We start from the raw sequence: 18,708 nt of genomic DNA on the forward strand, positions 1-18,708 counted from the left end.
CAGGCGAACTTTGTGCCCTTCAGGGATTATGAGCAGGGAGGGAAAATTAACCACAAGCCACCCTGTGACGGAATGTCGCACTAAGCCTTTTTAATCCTTTGCAGGTCGCGCGTTATAGGGTGGATGGTCGCATTCAAAGCATTTTGCCCCACCGAGTCGGTGAGCAAGCCCTGATGTCGCTGTGCGTTCCTGATGGCGACCGGTGCTGCCCCCTATATCAATAAAATGCGAGACGTAGTGCCTGTCGAAATCAGACTCAAAAATGGCGTGCTCAGACCATTTTCTTTCAAGAGAGAACGCGTAAGGTGACGCGTCACTTCATGGCCGTGTGCAGCCGTGATGCCTGATTTAGAAACTTGGGAGCGTTTGAGGTGCGCCGCGTTCGAGACGCGGCAACAGGGATAAATGATGATCGCCTGACCCTCAGTCAGTACGCCCTAACGTCGATCACCAGAGAACAAAAAAAACAATGAATAGCCTGAACTCCAAAGATTCGAACGGTCAGTTGGCGCAGGGTTTCAAGCCGCGTCACGTCACCATGCTTTCTATCGCGGGGATTATCGGCGCCGGTTTGTTTGTGGGCTCCGGACATGCCATCGCTGCCGCGGGGCCGGCGGTATTGCTGGCTTATCTGTTCTCCGGCCTTTTGGTCGTTCTGGTCATGCGCATGCTGGGCGAAATGGCGGTTGCCAATCCAGACACCGGATCTTTCTCTACCTACGCCGACCAGGCAATCGGGCGTTGGGCAGGCTTCACCATCGGCTGGCTGTATTGGTGGTTCTGGGTGCTGGTGATACCCATCGAGGCGCTCGCGGCCGGGCATGTATTGAACCAATGGTTCCCGCAGATCGATACCTGGTTGTTTGCCTTGACGTCGATCATCCTGTTGGTCGTGACTAACCTGTTCAGCGTGTCCAAATACGGCGAGTTCGAATTCTGGTTCGCGATGGCCAAAGTCGTGGCGATCATCGGCTTTATCGGTCTTGGTTTTGCGGTGTTGATGGGGTGGATTCCCGAGCGCGAAGCCAGCGGGTTGAGTCGACTCATGGAGGAACATGGTGGTTTCGCGCCCAACGGTTTGTCTGCAGTTGTCGGGGCTTTCATCACCATCATGTTCAGCTTCATCGGTACAGAAGCGGTGACCATTGCAGCTGCCGAATCCAGCAACCCGGCGCAGAACATCGCCAAAGCTACACGCTCGGTGATCTGGCGCATCGGGGTGTTCTACTTGCTGTCCATTTTCGTGGTCATTTCCGTGGTGCCCTGGAATGATCCGTTGCTGGCGTCGGTGGGCTCTTACCAGCGAGCGTTGGAACTGATGAACATTCCCCACGCCAAGTTAATGGTAGATGTGGTGGTGTTGATTGCCGTGGCCAGCTGCATGAACTCGTCGATCTATATTGCCTCGCGCATGCTGTTTTCGCTGGGCAAGCGCGGTGATGCACCGAAGCCGCTGAAGGTGACATCGTCGGATGGCGTGCCGAGGGCAGCGGTGATCGCCAGCACCGTACTGGGTGCCGGCGTGACTTTGTTCAGCTACTTCATGCCCGCCGGACTGTTTCAGTTTCTGCTCGCCAGCTCCGGCGCCATTGCCTTGCTGGTGTACCTGGTTATCGCAGTGTCGCAACTGCGCATGCGCAAAATTCTGCTTCGGCAGAATGTCACGCTGACCTTCAAGATGTGGTTGTTCCCCTGGCTTACCTGGTTGGTCATCGCCTTCATCTGCGCAGCGTTGGCGGTGATGATGGTGACGCCCGAGCACCGTATGGAAGTTTCTTCGACCATAGGCCTGGCACTGGTGATTTCCTTTATCGGCCTTGTGACCACGCGTCAGCATGGGCAACCGCGCAGTGCAGTGTCGGCTGAAAGTGCATAGCAGCTCTATCTGCATAAACCTGCTTGCGATCTTATCAGTGCGCCAGCAGTGGCGGGGCGGTTAACGCCGCCAGCGCCGCGGGCCATTACCGCTCACTGCGAGAAAAAACTTCGATGGCATACGACACCTCCAAGGCCGCTCCTCCCCAAACCATTGGTTTCTTGCTGCTGGACCAATTCACTTTGATCTCTTTGGCATCTGCCATAGAGCCACTACGAATGGCCAATCAGTTGGCCGGTCAAGAGCTGTACCAATGGCACACGTTCAGCTTGGGGGGCGAGCGGGTATGGGCAAGCGATGGCATGCCAATCACTCCGGATGCAGCGATCAATAACGCCCCGATACTGGATACCGTGATCGTCTGCGGTGGCATTGGCATTCAAAGCGCGGTGACCCGTGAGCACATTACCTGGTTGCGAGCCCAGGCGCGGCGCGCGAAGCGGATAGGGGGCGTGTGCACAGGGAGTTGGGCCTTGGCTCAGGCAGGCTTGCTCGATGGCTTCGACTGCAGCGTGCACTGGGAATTTCTGGCGGCCATGCAGGAAGCTTTTCCGCGAGTGAATCTCAGCTCCAGTCTATTCACCCTTGACCGAGACCGCTTCACCAGCTCTGGTGGAACCGCGCCAATGGACATGATGCTGCACCTGATCAGTCGCGATCATGGTCATGAACTGTCAGCGGCCATCTCCGACATGTTCGTCTACGAGCGAATCCGCAACGAGCAGGATCATCAACGAGTGCCACTTAAGCACATGCTCGGTACCCACCAACCGAAGTTGCAGGAAATCGTCGCCTTGATGGAGGCCAATCTGGAAGAGCCGATCGACCTCGACGAACTGGCGACTTACGTCAGCTTGTCCCGTCGACAGCTGGAGCGTTTATTCCAGAAATACCTGCATTCCTCGCCTTCGCGGTATTACCTCAAACTGCGCCTGATCCGTGCGCGTCAGTTGCTCAAGCAAACGCCGATTTCGATTGTAGAGTTGTCGGTGGTGTGTGGGTTTGTGTCCACCCCTCATTTTTCAAAGTGCTATCGCGAGTACTTCGGCATTCCACCCAGTGACGAGCGCTTGGTAGCGCAAGCACAACCGCAAATGACATCAAGACCGGTTGTACAGGCATTGCCATTGGCAAGGCCGATGAGTTTGCTGGATCAGGCGCGCGATGAGTCAACATTCGCAAGTATCAAAATTTTGAAGCCCTGAACAATCTGGTTGATGGCCTGTTTCTGGAGTTTCCATTGTTATGACGTTTTGTTGTAACCGGCGTTGCGTTGTTCAAAAAAACCGCCTGTGCCTGTCGGTAACAAGCAAGTTCTCGTTTCCAAGTATCCTCCATGACTGCTACCCAATTGCTCGCAGATTATAAGCAGGTTTACCAGGTCGATCCGTTTCGCTTTTAACCTTCGTTCTTGCGACTCTCCATATAGAAGCATCGACATGTCGTTTTTTGAATTGATTGGAAGTCTATTCAACTGCGGCGTGATTTTTGCACTAAAATTATAAATAGTCCGGCCTGTTTTGGAGGGCAATAAAAAGAGCCTGCGCCTGAGGCCAACCTGTTTGGGGTGAGGAGTTACTGTAATGACGACCTTCAACTCCGGGGCGAAGCCCCAGAACCGTGCGCCTCAATCCATCGGCTTTCTGCTGTTGGACAATTTCACACTGATTTCTCTGGCTTCCGCGGTGGAGCCTCTGCGCATGGCTAACCAATTGTCCGGTCGCGAACTGTATCGCTGGACGACCCTCACTGCCGACGGAAACAAGGTCTTGGCCAGCGACGGCTTGCAGATCACCCCAGACACCTCGATGCACAATGCGCCTGCCATGGACACCATCTTTGTTTGCGGTGGTGTCGGTATTCAACGCTCCGTAACCCGCGCGCATGTATCGTGGCTACAGAGTCAGGCGCGTCAGTCCAAGCACCTGGGCGCCGTGTGCACCGGCAGCTGGGCCCTTGCGGTTGCCGGTTTGCTCGACGGTTACGATTGCAGTGTTCACTGGGAGTTTCTGGCGTCCATGCAGGAAGCCTTCCCGCGAGTAGTCATGAGTACACGACTGTTCACCCTGGACCGTAACCGTTTCACCAGCTCCGGTGGCACCGCGCCACTGGACATGATGCTGCACCTGATCAGCCGCGATCACGGCCGTGAACTGTCGGCGGCGATTTCGGAGATGTTCGTCTACGAGCGCATCCGCAACGAGCAGGATCACCAGCGTGTGCCGCTCAAGCACATGCTTGGCACCAACCAGCCAAAGTTGCAGGAGATCGTGGCGCTGATGGACGCCAACCTCGAAGAACCGATCGACCTCGACGAACTGGCAGTCTTTGTCTCCGTGTCGCGGCGTCAGCTGGAACGGTTGTTTCAGAAATACCTGCACTGCTCACCGTCCCGCTATTACTTGAAACTGCGCCTGATTCGCGCCCGACAACTGCTCAAGCAAACCCCCATGTCGATCATCGAAGTGGCGTCGGTGTGTGGCTTCGTGTCCACACCGCACTTCTCCAAGTGCTACCGCGAGTACTACGGCATTCCACCACGCGACGAGCGTGTGGGTTCCAACACCACGCAACAAGTGGCAATGATACCGCTGCCACAAGCGCTGGGGCTGTCACCGTTGTCCGACCCGTCGTCGGCGCTCGGCCAAGCTCGCAACGAATCAACGTTTGCCAGCGTTCGGGTATAAAACTATATCGCGATGGACTTTTGAACTCATTACTCAGGATTTTCCGGCCTTTCAAAGCCTATACGATGAGAGGCTTTATTAGGCTATTGCATCACTGATGTACCTGGCGACGTTGATCATACGCGTTGATTTCGCAACTTTTTCACTATTTTGGCGAGATAAAAAAGTACCTGCTGAGAATGGGAATTGATATTATTTGCTGTCAATTCTCGCCGAGCTCCTGAAGTGCCCGGCATCTTCTCAAGGTTGTATGTCGATGCGTCGAACTCTCGTTTCTCTGTGTGTGATTCAAGCCATTTCCCAGACCACCTGGGCTGACCAGGCACCGACTGATCCTGCGTCAATAGAGTTACAAGCGATCGACATCAACGGCACATTCGAAGAGCCGGCCCAGGGCCCGGTCCAGGGGTATCGAGCGACCCGTTCCGCCAGTGCGACACGCACCGACACTCCGATTCATGAAACCCCACAATCGATCAGCGTGGTCACCCGGGATGTCGTGGAAGACCTCGGCGCCACCCGCTTGCAAGACGCTCTCGATTACGCCGGAGGCGTGGGCCGCGCGAACAATTTCGGTGGCCAGGGCCTGACCACTTTCACCGTGCGTGGCTTTACTACCGGTGAGTTCTACCGCAACGGTTTCCCGATCAACCGCGGTTATCCGAACATGCCCGATGCCAATACCATCGAGCGCCTGGAGGTCCTGCGCGGGCCAGCCACCACGCTCTACGGCCGTGGCGACCCAGGCGGCACCTTCAACGTGGTGTCCAAACAACCCCTGGCCGAGCGCACCGTCACCCTGGGCAGCCAGCTCAATGATCAGGGCATGCGTCGCGCAACGATGGATGCCTCAGGACCGCTGGATGATGAAGGGCGACTGGCCTATCGGCTGAACGTGATAGGCGAGGGTGGCGACACCTTTCGTGATCACGTCGAAAACGAGCGCTACGGTGTGGCGCCGGTCCTCGGTTGGCAGGTCAACGACACTACCCGTATCACCTTCGAAGGCGATTTCATGCGCAACAACGCGCCGCTCGATCGGGGTGTGACCCGCTATCGCAATCAGATCGGTGTCGCGTCGCGGGATACTTTTTTCGGTGAGAAGGATATCGGCAAGCTGCACAACGACAACAACATGGCGCAACTTCGTTTCGAACATTTCCTGAACGACAACTGGACTTTGGGCGGCGGCACGCAATTTCTCGACGGCAGTCTGCAAGGCAATGCCATTGAAGGCAACGGGGTCGCTGCCGACGGCCGAACGTTGGGACGCAACTTCAATTACCGCAAACTGGAATGGCGTGACCGGGATGTGCAGTTGAACCTGACCGGGCATTTATCCACGGCCGGATTCGACCACACGTTGCTCACGGGCATCGAGTATGAGGATTACGATTACAAGTCGATCATCCGTCGTTCCAGTGGGGCGGTGAGTGCCTACCCTATCGATATTTTTGATCCGGTCTATGGCCAGCCGCGTCCAGCCCTGACCCGCACCACCACCAATGATCAGGAAAACCTCAAGACCTATGCCGCGTTCGTGCAAGATCAGGTAACGCTGACCGAGCGCTTGAAAGTCTTGGCAGGCGTACGTTTCGAACGCTTCGAACATGATTACGACAACAACCTCGTCAACGGTGTGAGCTGGACCAACAGCGACAACGCTGTCACCCCGCGCCTGGGACTGATCTACGATCTGACCCCGACAGTGGCGATCTATGCCGACACGGCGCGGTCCTTCAAGCCCAACAGCGGTGCCAGTCGAACGGGCGGCGGCTTCAAACCTGAAGAAGGCAAATCCTACGAGGTGGGCGTCAAATGGCAGGCCCTTGATCGTCAGCTAAGCGTGGATGCTGCGGTGTATCAGATCGAAAAACGCAATGTCCTGACGACAGATCCGGTGGACTCGACCTTCAGCGTTGCGGCGGGTGAAGTTCGTAGCCGTGGCTTTGATCTGAACGTGGCCGGCAACCTCACCCCGGAGTGGCGCATGATCGGTGGCTACGCCTACGTGGATGCCGAGGTCACCCAGGACAACGTGCTGAAGTCAGGCACCCGCCTGATGAACATTCCGCGCAACAGTTTCAGCCTGCTGAACGTCTACGAGTTTCAGGGCGGAGGCCTCAAAGGACTGGGCCTGGGACTGGGCGCCAAGTATGTCGACGAGCGCGCCGGCCAGACTGCGGCCAATGCCTTCTCCATGGATAGCTACGAGGTGTTCGACCTGCTCAGCTTTTACAAAGTCAACGAGCACCTGCGGCTTAACCTCGACCTGAAGAATGTGTTCGACAGCCACTATGATGAAGGCGCCTTTGGCAACGTTTACGCCTATCCGGGCGCGCCGAGAACCGTGCAAATGGGTTTCTCGTACACGTTGTAACTGGTAGACAGGTAGCGCCCGCACGATCAATCGGCCTGTGCGGGTCTGGACTTGAAGACGCCACTGAGGACAAAGGCATAACGTTCCGGGCGGATGTAAAAGGTCGTACGGTCGCAGCAGCGGCCGTTGGCAAAATATGAGGTGCGCTCCATGACCCTGGCCGGGCTGCTGGTCGCGATGCTGTTGGTGGTGGTCGCGGCATTTGGCACGGTCTCCGGCTATTACGGTGGCCTCGTGGACACGGTCTTCATGCGCTTGACCGACATCTTCATTTCTTTCCCCAGCCTGGTACTGGCGCTGGCGTTTATCGCGGCCCTGGGCCCTGGCCTCGAACACGCGGTGGTGGCGATTGCCTTGACCTCCTGGCCGCCGATTGCGCGGCTGGCACGGGCCGAAACCCTGTCGTTGCGCAAGGCGGATTTCGTCGTGGCGGTCGAGCTGCAAGGTGCTTCGACATCGCGAATTATTCTGCGGCACATCGTCCCGATGTGCATGTCGTCGGTGATTATCCGCCGGTGAAGTCGATTTGCTGTCGGCCAGTGAAAAAGTCATGCAAAAGATTCGCGGACAGCGCATCTCGATGATCATGCAAGACCCCAAGTACTCGCTGAACCCGGTGGTCAAGGTCGGCGACCAGATTGCCGAGGCATACCTGGCTCACCATAAGGCCAGTCGCAGCGAGGCCCGTGAGCGGGTAATGGAAATGCTCAAAAAGGTGCATATCCGCAACGACCCGAACGCCAAACTGGATTACCCGCGTTCAACAGTCCCGGGGCAATTCCGGGATATCCGAGTCGCTGATGTGAGCGTCGAGAATGCGCAAGGCAAGGCGATCGAGGTCAAGGGCGATAGCCGGAGCAACGCCTATCATCAGGGCCTGGTGTTCGAACGCGTACGCTTCAGCGGCCCGACCAAGGTGCAGATCGATGGGTTGAAGGATTCGCAGTTCGACAGCGTTGTATTCAGCGAGACGGGCGGGGGAAATTCATGGCAAGTGAGTAATAGCCAGGGTTTGTCTTTCAACGCGATGGACCCGACGCCGCCATAGTCGTTGCTTGCCTTTGAGCTGGATGGCGCTTGGCAATGTTTGTATACCTGAACGATTCTCGGGCATCGACACAAGGGGCGGAGTCTGTGATTGATGTAATCATTGCAAATGACGGTATGGCCGGACTCCCAAGCGCATTGGACGGCATAACGGCTGCCCGTGAAGTCTTTGTTGCTCGAGGTATCAGCCATTACAGGCTATCGGGGTCCCCAAAGAACATTTTGACTGGGCTCTAGAGCAATGTTCTCAGGCAAAAAAATTTCAAATATGCCCCCAGTTTTGCCCCCGGTTGCATGTGATGCACGAGCAATTGCGAGTGCGCGCCCTGGCGGTGATCCTGCGTGGGACTTGATGGTTTTCGGTGGCACCGCCTTTTTGAAATTGGATGGTTCGCACGCCTTGCAGATGTTCACTGGCTGCCAGTCCACCGGATATCTATTGATGCATCTCCGTCACGGACATGGTGAACACCAACTTGGATCTGCCGGCATTGGAATAGGAGTGAGGTACATCGGTTTTGGCCACTGCCGAACTCCCCGCAGGGATGACCAGCTCTGTTTCCCCTACCACGCATTTCAGCGTGCCTTTCTCCACATGAAACAGCTCAAGCGTGCCCTGAGGATGCCCCTGTGAAGCGAAAGATTCGCCTGGGTGCATTTCCCAACGCCACAGCTCGATCATATTAGGACCGGACGTTCCCGCCAGAAGCCGCGCCGTTCCTCCCAGGTCCCCGGTCCAGAGCGTGGGGATGTCTTGACTGTCGATGATATGGGCGGATGGGGCTTCGGTCACATTGACGATGTCTGCAACGGACAGGCCAAGCGCGGCGGCGATTTTGCAAAGGATGCCGATACTGGGGTTCGCCGTACATTTCTCTATTTCGACGACCATTCCTTTGCTCACCCCTGAGCGGCGAGAAAGCTCATCCAACGTGATCTTCTGTGCTTTGCGCGCCTGTTTGAGCGTGCGCGCGACGGCCAGGCTGACGGCTTGAGCGTCAGCACCAGGGGTAGTCGACAGGCTGGTATTCGTGGTCATTGATGAGGGTCATGAGAAAAAATGTGTGGGGATTCTCGGCCTTTACCAATCGCCCCGTCAATCTGCACACGCGTTATAGTAGATGATATTGGTCATTATATTGACTTTATTGGTCGTCACTGACTAGCATGAAATGACATTTGGATTCCTGGAGGTTTTTGATGCTGTCCGTACTGCCGTTGATCGATCAAGCCGTTGCAGAATTGGCTCCGGAGTTCAGGGCCCTGAGCATTGTGGTGGAAGCTGCGTCACTGACCCATCCTGAGGTTGCTCAGGCAGCCCTGGACCGTGCTTGCAAGGCTGTGCAGGAAGGTGGGCCAAGCTGGGGAGAAGCTCACCTGGCCGCATGGGCGGAGACATTCCGAAAGTTCGGCGCCAAGCCGCAGCGTACGCCTTGTTCAGCTGAGGCGCTGCGTAAACGGGTTTTACGTGACGGAAGCTTGCCTAGCCTGGATCCCATCGTCGATCTCTACAACGCAATCAGTATTGAGTACGCCATCCCTGTTGGCGGGGAAAACATTGAAGCGTATGTGGGCTCCCCACGGCTGGTAGTCGCAGATGGCACCGAGCCTTTTGACACCATGAAAGAGGGCGCTCCTGCTTTCGAATATCCAGACCCCGGCGAGGTTGTCTGGCGCGATGACAAAGGCGTGACCTGCCGTCGCTGGAATTGGCGGCAAGGTGTCAGAACCCGTCTCGATGCTGACGCGAAGAGCATGTGGTTCATTTTGGAGAGTTTGCCGGCGATGCCGCTTGAAGCCTTGACGGAAGCGGGGGACAAGCTGATCGAAGGGTTGCAGCAAATGATGCCAGGCGTCCAGATCGAATGCTCACTGATTGGTCCTGGGGCCAAATAGTCGACAAGCCACTGCAAGGAGTGATGACGATGTTTACCGGCCTTAGTGCATTTCCTCTGACGCCTATGGATGAGCAGGGTGTGGACGAAAATGCTTTTACCCGTCTTGTGCAGCAACTGGTGGCGGCGAAAGTAGATTCCATCGGGGCTCTCGGATCCACCGGAAGTTATGCGTATCTTTCTCGAGCCGAACGTTCTCGAGTTGCGCAGTTGGCAGTAGAGGCGGCGGAGGGTGTTCCTGTGATGGTGAGCATCGGAGCGCTGCGTACACGCGACGTTTTGCTGCTGGCCGAGGATGCGCAAGACGTGGGCGTCCAAGCCTTGTTGCTGCCACCCGTGTCGTATCAAAAACTGTCTCAGGACGATGTTTTTTCGATGTACGAAATGGTTACGGCCAACATCTCAGTCCCGCTATGTGTCTATGACAATCCTGGTACCACCCATTTCGAATTTACCGATGAGTTACACGGGCGTATTGCAGAGCTACCCAATGTCAGGTCAATCAAAATCCCTGGCGTCCCCGACGCGCCGCACGTGGCCAGGGAGCGCGTGGAACGCCTGCGAAAATTGATTCCGAGTCACGTGACTATCGGAATAAGCGGCGATGCATTTGCCGCTCTTGGTATGAATGCGGGCTGCGATGCCTGGTACTCGGTCATGGGCGGTTTGTTCCCCAATACAGCGCTCGCCATCACGCGAGCAGCATTGTCAGGTGACGCCTGTGAAGCCACGCGCCTTTCCGAATCCTTGAAGCCGCTCTGGGCTTTGTTCAGCCAATTTGGCGGTAGCTTTCGCGTGATGGCGACAGCGGCGGAGCTTCGCGGGTTTACTCACTCTCCGAGTGTGCCACTGCCGCTCAGAACCATTGATGGGGAAGGGCGTGAGCAAATTGCTGCGGTGATTGAAGTGCTTGAATTGAGCTGAATATCGACAGGGAAATTCTGCCTCACCCGTGGCGGATGAGGCAGATGTTGCGATATTTACAGCTTCAAAAACGTTGTGAAATGATCCTGGTGCCCCTCCAGAATCTCCCTTGGCAGGATCGTGCCAACAGCCCCCCGATGTTGCAGGCCATGAGAAAGGACATGAGCGAGGATTTGCTCCCTGGTCATGTTGCCGGGTTTGCCGTCCTTGAAGATAAACGCTACCGGGTCAGACAGCTCCGTTGCAGTGACTGATTTCGTATAGTCAACAAACCATTGATTTGCCTTTGTAAATGCCTCTTCCAGCTGGCGAATGTCTTGCCGTTGCTCAGTGACGACGTCGTCAAATTCCTCCGGTTTTCCTTGCAGTCTGGCGATGAACAACTGGTCCACGATGTTGATGTGCCTGAGCCAGTAGCAGGCTTCCTCCATTTCCATCGGAAAGGACTTTGCTATGGGCGCTTTCAAGCAACTGAAAAGCGCCTCCTCAGACCATGCCTTGTACTGATAAAGCGAGTGCAGCAGGTTCTTGGCACACATGATTTTCTCCCATTTTCTAAGCGTTGGCGGCCCTTGGCGCACCACAAGAGCAAGGACAAAGGCGTTTTCGTGCAACGGAACGGAATACCGTTGAAGAGATACGATGGTCACTATATTGACTTTAATAGTCAATGGAGTGAAGCTGGATCAAAGGCGATTAAAACCGCCGCATTGAATTCCACAGAGCATCACCTTGCAGGTGATCCGCTCGAAAATGGCTTGAGGGTGTCTTGGACCATGAAGTACGTCAGCACACGGACGCCTGGTAGAACATTTGAATTCAGCGAGGTCCTGATGGGGTCGTATGCGCCTGACGGTGGCTTGTACGTGCCGCGCAAGGTGCCCCGTTTAAAAAAGGAGGAACTCTCAAAACTTGAGTGGCTGCCCTTTCACGAATTGGCTCACCATGTAATCGAGCCCTTTCTGGGGGGCTGGGTCGAGCAAGATCAGCTATCTCGGATGCTTGAGGAGACCTTTGATTGTTTTACAAACAACGCAGTGGCACCGCTTTACCAGACGGCAAGTAACGAGTGGATACTCGAGTTGTTTCATGGGCCTTCAGGCGCCTATCAAGATTTTGGTCTTCAATTAATGTCTCGCTTTATCAATCACGATTTACTGAAGTCTGGGAAGAAGGCTCTGATTGTAGGTTGCACAGGCGGAGATACTGGAGCAGCTGCAATAAAAGCATTTTCGGGAATGAAGGGCGTTACTTTGTTGGTGTTGCATCCTTCCAAGGGACTAACGGCGGAGGATCGCCGACGCTTACTGAGTGTGGAGGAAGGCAATGTAGTCAATATTGCGATCGACGGAGATTATTCTGATTGCCATCGTTTGTGTGAGCAGTTTTTAAAACAAAATAATGATGCGCAGCAGCATCTTGTTTCGTTCAACTCAGTGCATTGGGTTCGCGTACTTGCGCACCTGTCCTTCTATTTCTATTCCGCACTTCAGCTCGGCGCGCCTAAAAGAGAAGTTGCTTTCAGTGTGCCGACTGGGAATTTTGGTGCGCTGTACGCTGGTTATATTGCCAAACAAATGGGGCTGCCCATTCGACAGCTAATCGTTGCCACGAATGCCAACGCCGGCCTGCATCACTTTCTCCAATCGAATCTGTACAGTCGACATGAGATTCGTACTACCAAAACTCCCACTATGAATGTTTCATTGGCCTCTAATTTTGAGCGCTTGCAGTGGAGTATTTTAAATCGATGTGGAGAAAAAGTAGCTCGTAATATGCAGTTGTTAGAAGGAGAGGGCACCATCCACTTAGAGCAGGATGAATGGTTGGAGGCGCGCAAATTGTTTGACTCACTGGCTGTGGACGATGCGGATGCATTCAGTTGTATTCATGAGGTCTTTGCACAGAGTGGGTATCTCGTCAGCCCCAATACCGCTATCGGCTTGCGCGCTGCACGTGTGAGCAGGCGCAGCTTGCTGATCCCCATGGTTTGCCTGGCGACGACGCATCCCTCGAAGATTGGCGCTGCAACCGATAAGTCGGAGATTTTCGGCCACCTGAATACAGGCGGCGCTCCTGCATTCACCGAACAAGACTGTACTTCAATTCCTAACGACATCGGGGCGCTGACCTCGCTGGTCAGGGCCTTATCCAAAGACACGGAGTCTCACTCGTTATAAGTTCGGAGCCAGAGATGAAACGTGTTTTAGATAAAGTTGATGAGAAGATTTTGGAAGAACTCACCCGAAATGCACGGTTGGCCCACAACGATATTGCCATGAAAGTTAATTTGTCCAGGAACGCAGTCAGGCTTCGGATTGAGCGATTGGAGCGCGATGGTTATGTCCGGGGGTACACAATTATTAAAGGTATACCCTCAGCCGATGTAGGGCCCATTAATGCGTTGATCTTTGTTTATCGTCAGGACCGTATGCGGGATTCAGAAGTTGTTCGCTCCGTCGGGGCAATGCCTGAAGTCATTTCCTGCAATGTGATGAGTGGTGACCTCGATATTGTGTTGACGGTTCAGGCGATGAATGCAGATCGAATCCACAGGGTATGGAGTGAGATTTCTGCGCTGCCGGGTGTCCTGAATACCGTGACATCTTTTGTGCTATCCAGCACAAAGTAGCAAGTTGTGCCGTTGTGCGAGCATTTTGCTCGTAACAACGTTCTGTTTGCCATATTCGTAAAGTTAAATTGGCGGATTACTATCTCAGCACCACAACATAACAATGAGAACCCTGTCGTGACTGAATACAAAATTGCGTTGCTTGGTTTTGGTGGTGTTAACCGCGCACTGACTCAGCTTATTGCCGATAAGAATTCGCGCTGGGCCGATGAGTTAGGTTTCACGTTGAAGATTGTCGGTGTCAGTGACCTTTACCTCGGCTCAATCATTAACAAAGACGGCTTGGATGCTCATGAATTGGCTGCAGTGCCTGCTGCTAAAGGCGGCTTCAGGACGCTACCCGGCGGCAGTGCTGAACCGGCGAACGAAACCGTCATCCGTTTCTCAGGTGCCGATATTGTGGCTGAAGCAACCTTCACCAATCCTGTGGATGGTGAGCCGGCTACTACCTTCTGCCGCTGGGCGTTGGAGAAGGGCGTCAGTGTCGTGACCACCAACAAAGGGCCCGTGGCGCTGCATGCGCAAAGCTTGAAGACGCTGGCCGATAGCGCCGGTGCCCGCTTTGAATTTGAAGGTTCTGTCATGAGCGGAACCCCGGTTATCCGTTTGGCCAAGGAGTCACTGGCAGGCTCGGAAATCACCGGCTTCAAAGGGATCCTCAACGGCACGTCAAACTTTGTCCTCTCCAGCATGGAGACGGGGTTGGACTTCTCGAGTGCTGTCGCAAAAGCCCAGGAGTTGGGTTATGCCGAAGCCGATCCAACAGCGGATGTAGAAGGGCACGATGTGCGCTTGAAGGTCGTCATCCTCGCCAATGAACTACTGGGCGCAAAACTCAAACCAAGCGATGTCTTGTGCAAAGGGATCTCTGAAATCACGGCCAAGGATATCGCCGAGGCAACGAAAGTGAATGCCCGTTGGAAGCTGATTGGCAGTGCAGAGAAACGGAGCGATGGCTCGATTTCGGCCTCGGTGAGTCCACAGCTATTGCCATCGAGCGACGCACTCTCAGCAGTGAGCGGAGCCACCAACGCAATCACGTTCAGTACCGCCATTCTCGGTCCCGTCACCGTAGTGGGGGCAGGGGCAGGTCGTTTTGAAACCGCCTTCGCATTGCTCGCCGATATCGTGAGCATTCACAACCACAAAACCACGTCAGGTAAGTAATCATGAATAGCTTGAGTCTCTCGCTCGCTGCTGATTATAAGGCCATTACGGTGCTCAGCCCGTTTGACGGCAGCAAGGTGGGTGAAGTGGCAGACATACCTGCATCATCAGCCACCACAATAGTCGACACCGCTATTTCGGGTGCTTTGATTGCCAAGGATCTGCCGCGACATGAACGCGCGCGCATATTGGAAAAAGCCGCAGGCTCAGTCGAGCGTGACAAGGACTCCTTTGCCAAACTGATCGTCGCGGAGTCGGGAAAAACACTGAAGCAGGCGCGAAAGGAGGTGTTGCGCTGCGTCAACACCTTGAAGTTGTCTGCCGAAGAAGCCAAGCGTAATGCCGGTGAAGTCATCCCTTTTGATGCCTATGTCGGGTCTGAATCCCGTCAGGGGTGGTTCACGCGTGAAGCGTTGGGCGTAATCGTCGCCATCACGCCTTACAACGACCCGCTTAATCTGGTTGCGCATAAATTGGGACCTGCCATTGCGGGGGGAAATGCGGTTGTTCTCAAACCGTCTGAGCTCACACCGCTATCAGCGATCAAACTGGTGGAGTGCTTGATCGACGCGGGCCTGCCTCCGGTTGTCGTCACCGTCGCTACAGGCGGCGCCGCGCTGGGCAAGGCTCTGGTGGCCCACCGTGCGGTGCGCATGGTGTCGTTCACGGGCGGCTTTGTCACCGGTGAGCAGATCGCTCGCACAGCCGGCCTCAAGAAACTGGCGATGGACCTTGGCGGTAATGCACCGGTCATCGTGATGGCTGATTGTGATTTGGATGAAACAGTCGATTCATGCGTGTCGGGCGCCTTCTGGGCAGCTGGTCAAAACTGCATCGGTACTCAGCGGATCCTCATCGAGGCCCCACTCTACGAAGTCTTCAAAACGCGCTTTGTTGAACAGACCCGGCAGTTGATCGTCGGCAACCCTGCTGACGAGCAGACGGACGTGGGGCCGATGATTACCGAGGCGTCAGCCAAGCGTACCGAAGAGGTGGTCAATGACGCCATTGCCAAAGGCGCCACCTTGTTGTGTGGCAATACGCGTAATGGCTCGCTCTATTCACCGACCGTGCTGGAACGTGTCGACCGCCATTGCAAGTTGTGGTGCGAAGAAGTGTTCAGCCCGGTGGTCATCCTCCAGAGCGTTGCGTCCTTGGACGAGGCATTGACGCTGGCTAACGAACCTGAATACAGCCTGCATGCCGGGATCTTCACCAGCAATCTGAACGTTGCAATGACAGCGGCCAAACGACTGGAGGCGGGCGGGGTGATGATCAATGATTCTTCCGACTATCGCTTTGATGCAATGCCTTTCGGCGGTTTCAAGTACGGGAGCATGGGCCGTGAGGGCGTACGTTTCGCTTACGAAGACATGACGCAGCCCAAGGTCATTTGTATTAACGGTGTGAGTGGAAGCTAAACAGCTCGCTCGACTCAAGAATGAATCACACAACAATAAAGAGGAATCGACATGCGCCCCGATAAGCACAATCTTTCGACATTATCTGCAGCGACGCTGGCTGTTCATGGCGGGAATGTCGCGGATGTCACCAGTGGCGCCGTCCGTACGCCATTGGTCATGGCTAACTCCTATCTCCTGCCGGAAGATCCGGCGACCATGGACTGGTCGAGCCCGGATGGTCTCGTGTACACGCGCAATCAAGGCCATAACCAAGTCTGCCTCGAGAAGAAACTCGCCGCCCTTGAGGGGTGTGAAGATGCGGTGGTATTCGCGACCGGTGTCGCTGCCTTGCACTCGGTGTTTTTTTCATTCTTGAAAAGTGGCGACCACGTCATTGTCAGTGACATCACCTACCAGGCGGTCTGGCGGCTTTTCGCAGAACTACTGCCTGAACGTTACGGTATTGAAGCAACGTTTGTAGACGTCGGTGACCTGGAGTCGGTGCGTAAAGCTATTCGGCCCAATACCAAATTGATCCATACCGAAACGATCGCTAATCCCACCACTAAAGTTGCAGACATCGCCGCATTGGCTGAGATTGCACACGCGCACGGCGCGCTTATCTCTGTGGATGCCACGTTTACGCCCCCTCCATTTTTTCGTGCGAGTCAACACGGCGTCGACTTCGTCATTCACTCACTGACCAAGTACATCAATGGTCATGGTGATGCCATGGGCGGGGTGGTGATCGGCTCCAATCCGTTGATCAACAAGATCAAGAATGATGCATTGGTTGACCTCGGCGCGACCATTTCGCCTTTCAACGCGTGGATGATCATGCGCGGTTCGGTCACGTTGCCACTGCGCTTGAAGCAATTGTTGAACACGGCCGAAAAGTTGGCTCAGTTTCTGGATGGCGACGATCGGATTGCGTATGTCTACTACCCCGGTTTGCCTTCCCACCCGCAGCACGAGTTGGCGCGCCGGCAATTTGCAGGCAAGGGATATGGGGCAGTGATGGCTTTTGCAGTAGAGGGCGATCCTGATACCCAGAACCGCTTTGTGTCGAATCTGCGCATCATCACATCGGCCGTTTCATTAGGGCATGACGAGTCGCTGATCGTGCACGTAGGCGCAGAAGGTCGGGGTGGCTTTGACAAGTACCCTGAAGAGTTCCGCCAGTATGGTCATTTGCGTTTTTCTGTTGGGCTGGAAGATCCAGATGACTTGATCAAGGATATTGCGTTCGCGCTGGATGCAACATTCAAGTGATTTGAATACAGGCGTCATGTAACCAGGGTTTGGTCAACCCGTCTTTACCCCCGTGCTCGCGGGGGTCTTTTTAATAAGGTTGGCGCGTTAGTTTTCTCTAGCGCGAACTATCTGTTTGCCTGTTGTTTGGGAGTTGCTCATGGCTTGGGTAAGTTTGATCATTGCAGGTCTATTAGAAGTTGTCTGGGCTTTTTCGATGAAGCAATCCGAAGGGTTTACGCGGTTAGTGCCAACGGTAATTACATTCATCACCGTGATCGCCAGTTTTGCGCTGCTTTCGTTCTCGATGAAGAACTTGCCGCTGGGCACGGCGTATACCATCTGGACCGGCATCGGCGCGGTGGGCGCGTTTGCGGCGGGTATTTTCTTCATGGACGAACCCGCCACGCTATTGCGGATCGTGGCGGCCGTATTGATTGTCAGTGGTTTGTTAATGATGAAACTTGTGTCTGCTTGAAAGGCGAGCATTTTGCTCGTGATAACGTTCAATTTGCCATATTCGTAAAGTCGCCGTACTCAGGTAACGTTCAAGTCAAGGCGCTGGCCTTGGTAAATAATTACAAGCGTCACGTTTAACGCTGTCAGATGTTTACTGCCCTTAATCCAACTACAATATCTAGGGATGTACTTATGATTTCGCTAAAAAAGCTGTATTTGATAATGGGCTTGGCGTTGTGCACAAGTGCAGTGTCGGCCAAAGAATACTCCACCTTGCGTTTCGGCGTAGATGCCAACTACGCACCGTTTGAGTCCAAGGCAGCTGATGGCAGCCTTAAGGGATTTGATATTGACTTGGGCAACGCGATTTGCGCCAGGCTTTCAGTCAAATGCATCTGGGTGGAAAGCGATTTTGATGGCCTGATTCCGGGCCTCAGGGCCGGCAAGTTCGACGGCATCCTGTCATCCATGACCGTGACGGCCACTCGCGAAAAAGCCATTGATTTTTCAAATGAGCTTTTTTCCGGGTTCACGTCCTATGTGTTCAAGAAAGGTTCGGGCCTGAGCACAGATGTGGCGTCACTCAAAGGCAAAACGGTTGGCTATTTTCAAGGCAGTATCCAGGAAGCCTACGCCAAGGCCGTGCTGGACAAAGCCGGTGTAAAAATCCAGTCCTATCAGAACCAGGACCAGGTGTATTACGACCTGGTAGCGGGGCGGCTGGATGCATCCCTGCAGGATGCGCTTCAAGCTCAACTGGGTTTTATCAACTCACCCCAGGGCACTGATTACGAAATGAGCCCATCGGTAGAGAGCCCTTATCTTCCCTCCAAGACAGCCATCGGCATCGCTAAGGGCAATGCAGAGCTCAAGGCCTTGCTGGATAAAGCGATCCAGGCCCTGCACGACGATGGCACCTATGATTCGATCCAGAAGCAGCACTTTGGCGATCTGAATCTTTACAGCGGTAAATAACCACCCGGCGCT

Annotated in this window: 15 protein-coding genes and 4 pseudogenes; 16 read left to right on the top strand and 3 right to left on the bottom strand. The window is 54.7% G+C overall.

From position 1 onward, the window contains the following. Nucleotides 1-469 precede the first annotated feature (469 nt). The 4 genes from gabP to PMI18_RS24885 all read left to right on the top strand — a co-directional run bounded on the left by gabP (nt 470) and on the right by PMI18_RS24885 (nt 6,943). Nucleotides 470-1,876, top strand: a complete 1,407-nt coding sequence (gene gabP, locus PMI18_RS24900) for a GABA permease (RefSeq protein ID WP_007896154.1) — start codon at nt 470-472, stop codon at nt 1,874-1,876. Nucleotides 1,877-1,989: 113 nt separating this feature from the next. Further along, on the top strand, nt 1,990-3,081 hold the full coding sequence (locus PMI18_RS24895) for a GlxA family transcriptional regulator (protein ID WP_007896155.1): 1,092 nt from the start codon (nt 1,990-1,992) through the stop codon (nt 3,079-3,081). A 378-nt stretch (nt 3,082-3,459) separates the two neighbouring features. Then, on the top strand, nt 3,460-4,563 hold the full coding sequence (locus PMI18_RS24890) for a GlxA family transcriptional regulator (RefSeq protein WP_007896156.1): 1,104 nt from the start codon (nt 3,460-3,462) through the stop codon (nt 4,561-4,563). 256 nt (nt 4,564-4,819) lie between these two features. After that, on the top strand, nt 4,820-6,943 hold the full coding sequence (locus PMI18_RS24885) for a TonB-dependent siderophore receptor (protein WP_007896157.1): 2,124 nt from the start codon (nt 4,820-4,822) through the stop codon (nt 6,941-6,943). A 26-nt stretch (nt 6,944-6,969) separates the two neighbouring features. On the opposite strand, the pseudogene PMI18_RS31440 reads toward PMI18_RS24885, so the two are convergent. Further along, nucleotides 6,970-7,098: pseudogene (locus PMI18_RS31440) on the bottom strand (GntR family transcriptional regulator); the annotation flags it as partial. A 46-nt stretch (nt 7,099-7,144) separates the two neighbouring features. Here PMI18_RS31440 and PMI18_RS24880 point away from each other — a divergent pair. From PMI18_RS24880 to PMI18_RS30030, 3 pseudogenes are all read left to right on the top strand, one after another. Continuing rightward, nucleotides 7,145-7,456, top strand: a pseudogene (locus tag PMI18_RS24880) (ABC transporter permease); the annotation flags it as partial. Then, a pseudogene (locus PMI18_RS31310) lies at nt 7,449-7,674 on the top strand (ABC transporter ATP-binding protein); the annotation flags it as partial. The pseudogenes PMI18_RS24880 and PMI18_RS31310, both read left to right, overlap by 8 nt. Continuing rightward, nucleotides 7,671-7,991: pseudogene (locus PMI18_RS30030) on the top strand (exo-poly-alpha-D-galacturonosidase); the annotation flags it as partial. The pseudogenes PMI18_RS31310 and PMI18_RS30030, both read left to right, overlap by 4 nt. A 435-nt stretch (nt 7,992-8,426) precedes the next feature. Here the strand turns inward: PMI18_RS30030 and PMI18_RS24870 are convergent. After that, nucleotides 8,427-9,029 (bottom strand): helix-turn-helix domain-containing protein, encoded by a 603-nt coding sequence (locus PMI18_RS24870; RefSeq protein WP_007896162.1) that lies wholly within the window; start codon nt 9,027-9,029, stop codon nt 8,427-8,429. Between the two features lie 161 nt (nt 9,030-9,190). Here PMI18_RS24870 and PMI18_RS24865 point away from each other — a divergent pair, with 161 nt between their 5' ends. Both PMI18_RS24865 and PMI18_RS24860 read left to right on the top strand, forming a co-directional pair. Then, the gene (locus tag PMI18_RS24865) at nt 9,191-9,886 is read left to right on the top strand and encodes a B3/B4 domain-containing protein (RefSeq protein ID WP_007896163.1); all 696 of its coding nucleotides are present in this window, start codon (nt 9,191-9,193) and stop codon (nt 9,884-9,886) included. A gap of 29 nt (nt 9,887-9,915) precedes the next feature. After that, the gene (locus tag PMI18_RS24860; protein WP_007896164.1) at nt 9,916-10,809 is read left to right on the top strand and encodes a dihydrodipicolinate synthase family protein; all 894 of its coding nucleotides are present in this window, start codon (nt 9,916-9,918) and stop codon (nt 10,807-10,809) included. Between the two features lie 56 nt (nt 10,810-10,865). Here the strand turns inward: PMI18_RS24860 and PMI18_RS24855 are convergent, their stop codons facing one another. Continuing rightward, nucleotides 10,866-11,459, bottom strand: coding sequence for a DinB family protein (locus tag PMI18_RS24855; RefSeq protein WP_177319010.1), 594 nt, complete (start codon nt 11,457-11,459; stop codon nt 10,866-10,868). Here PMI18_RS24855 and thrC point away from each other — a divergent pair. The 7 genes from thrC (at nt 11,439) to PMI18_RS24820 (ending at nt 18,696) form a co-directional block, all read left to right on the top strand. Beyond that, the gene (gene thrC, locus PMI18_RS24850) at nt 11,439-12,989 is read left to right on the top strand and encodes a threonine synthase (RefSeq protein WP_238542584.1); all 1,551 of its coding nucleotides are present in this window, start codon (nt 11,439-11,441) and stop codon (nt 12,987-12,989) included. The genes PMI18_RS24855 and thrC overlap by 21 nt on opposite strands. A gap of 14 nt (nt 12,990-13,003) precedes the next feature. Further along, nucleotides 13,004-13,441 (top strand): Lrp/AsnC family transcriptional regulator, encoded by a 438-nt coding sequence (locus tag PMI18_RS24845; RefSeq protein WP_007896167.1) that lies wholly within the window; start codon nt 13,004-13,006, stop codon nt 13,439-13,441. A gap of 117 nt (nt 13,442-13,558) precedes the next feature. Continuing rightward, nucleotides 13,559-14,608, top strand: coding sequence for a homoserine dehydrogenase (locus tag PMI18_RS24840; RefSeq protein ID WP_007896168.1), 1,050 nt, complete (start codon nt 13,559-13,561; stop codon nt 14,606-14,608). 2 nt (nt 14,609-14,610) lie between these two features. Then, complete coding sequence (locus PMI18_RS24835) at nt 14,611-16,029, top strand: aldehyde dehydrogenase family protein (RefSeq protein WP_007896169.1); 1,419 nt, start codon at nt 14,611-14,613, stop codon at nt 16,027-16,029. Between the two features lie 51 nt (nt 16,030-16,080). After that, on the top strand, nt 16,081-17,283 hold the full coding sequence (locus PMI18_RS24830) for a trans-sulfuration enzyme family protein (protein WP_007896170.1): 1,203 nt from the start codon (nt 16,081-16,083) through the stop codon (nt 17,281-17,283). A gap of 139 nt (nt 17,284-17,422) precedes the next feature. Then, entirely contained in the window at nt 17,423-17,740 is a 318-nt protein-coding gene (locus PMI18_RS24825; RefSeq protein ID WP_007896171.1) for a DMT family transporter, read from the top strand. 173 nt (nt 17,741-17,913) lie between these two features. Then, nucleotides 17,914-18,696, top strand: coding sequence for a transporter substrate-binding domain-containing protein (locus PMI18_RS24820; RefSeq protein WP_007896172.1), 783 nt, complete (start codon nt 17,914-17,916; stop codon nt 18,694-18,696). The last annotated feature ends 12 nt before the right edge of the window (nt 18,697-18,708 follow it).

It is taken from the genome of Pseudomonas sp. GM102 (assembly GCF_000282555.1).
Taxonomy (GTDB): Bacteria; Pseudomonadota; Gammaproteobacteria; order Pseudomonadales; family Pseudomonadaceae; genus Aquipseudomonas.

What these genes read in the sequence shown, in the direction of transcription:
- gabP (WP_007896154.1), top strand. Translation starts at nt 470, where the DNA reads ATGAATAGCCTGAACTCCAAAGATTCGAACGGTCAGTTGGCGCAGGGT.
- PMI18_RS24835 (WP_007896169.1), top strand. Translation starts at nt 14,611, where the DNA reads ATGAATAGCTTGAGTCTCTCGCTCGCTGCTGATTATAAGGCCATTACG.
- PMI18_RS24895 (WP_007896155.1), top strand. Translation starts at nt 1,990, where the DNA reads ATGGCATACGACACCTCCAAGGCCGCTCCTCCCCAAACCATTGGTTTC.
- PMI18_RS24860 (WP_007896164.1), top strand. Translation starts at nt 9,916, where the DNA reads ATGTTTACCGGCCTTAGTGCATTTCCTCTGACGCCTATGGATGAGCAG.
- PMI18_RS24825 (WP_007896171.1), top strand. Translation starts at nt 17,423, where the DNA reads ATGGCTTGGGTAAGTTTGATCATTGCAGGTCTATTAGAAGTTGTCTGG.
- PMI18_RS24865 (WP_007896163.1), top strand. Translation starts at nt 9,191, where the DNA reads ATGCTGTCCGTACTGCCGTTGATCGATCAAGCCGTTGCAGAATTGGCT.
- PMI18_RS24845 (WP_007896167.1), top strand. Translation starts at nt 13,004, where the DNA reads ATGAAACGTGTTTTAGATAAAGTTGATGAGAAGATTTTGGAAGAACTC.
- PMI18_RS24885 (WP_007896157.1), top strand. Translation starts at nt 4,820, where the DNA reads ATGCGTCGAACTCTCGTTTCTCTGTGTGTGATTCAAGCCATTTCCCAG.
- PMI18_RS24830 (WP_007896170.1), top strand. Translation starts at nt 16,081, where the DNA reads ATGCGCCCCGATAAGCACAATCTTTCGACATTATCTGCAGCGACGCTG.
- PMI18_RS24870 (WP_007896162.1), bottom strand. Translation starts at nt 9,029, where the DNA reads ATGACCACGAATACCAGCCTGTCGACTACCCCTGGTGCTGACGCTCAA.
- PMI18_RS24890 (WP_007896156.1), top strand. Translation starts at nt 3,460, where the DNA reads ATGACGACCTTCAACTCCGGGGCGAAGCCCCAGAACCGTGCGCCTCAA.
- PMI18_RS24820 (WP_007896172.1), top strand. Translation starts at nt 17,914, where the DNA reads ATGATTTCGCTAAAAAAGCTGTATTTGATAATGGGCTTGGCGTTGTGC.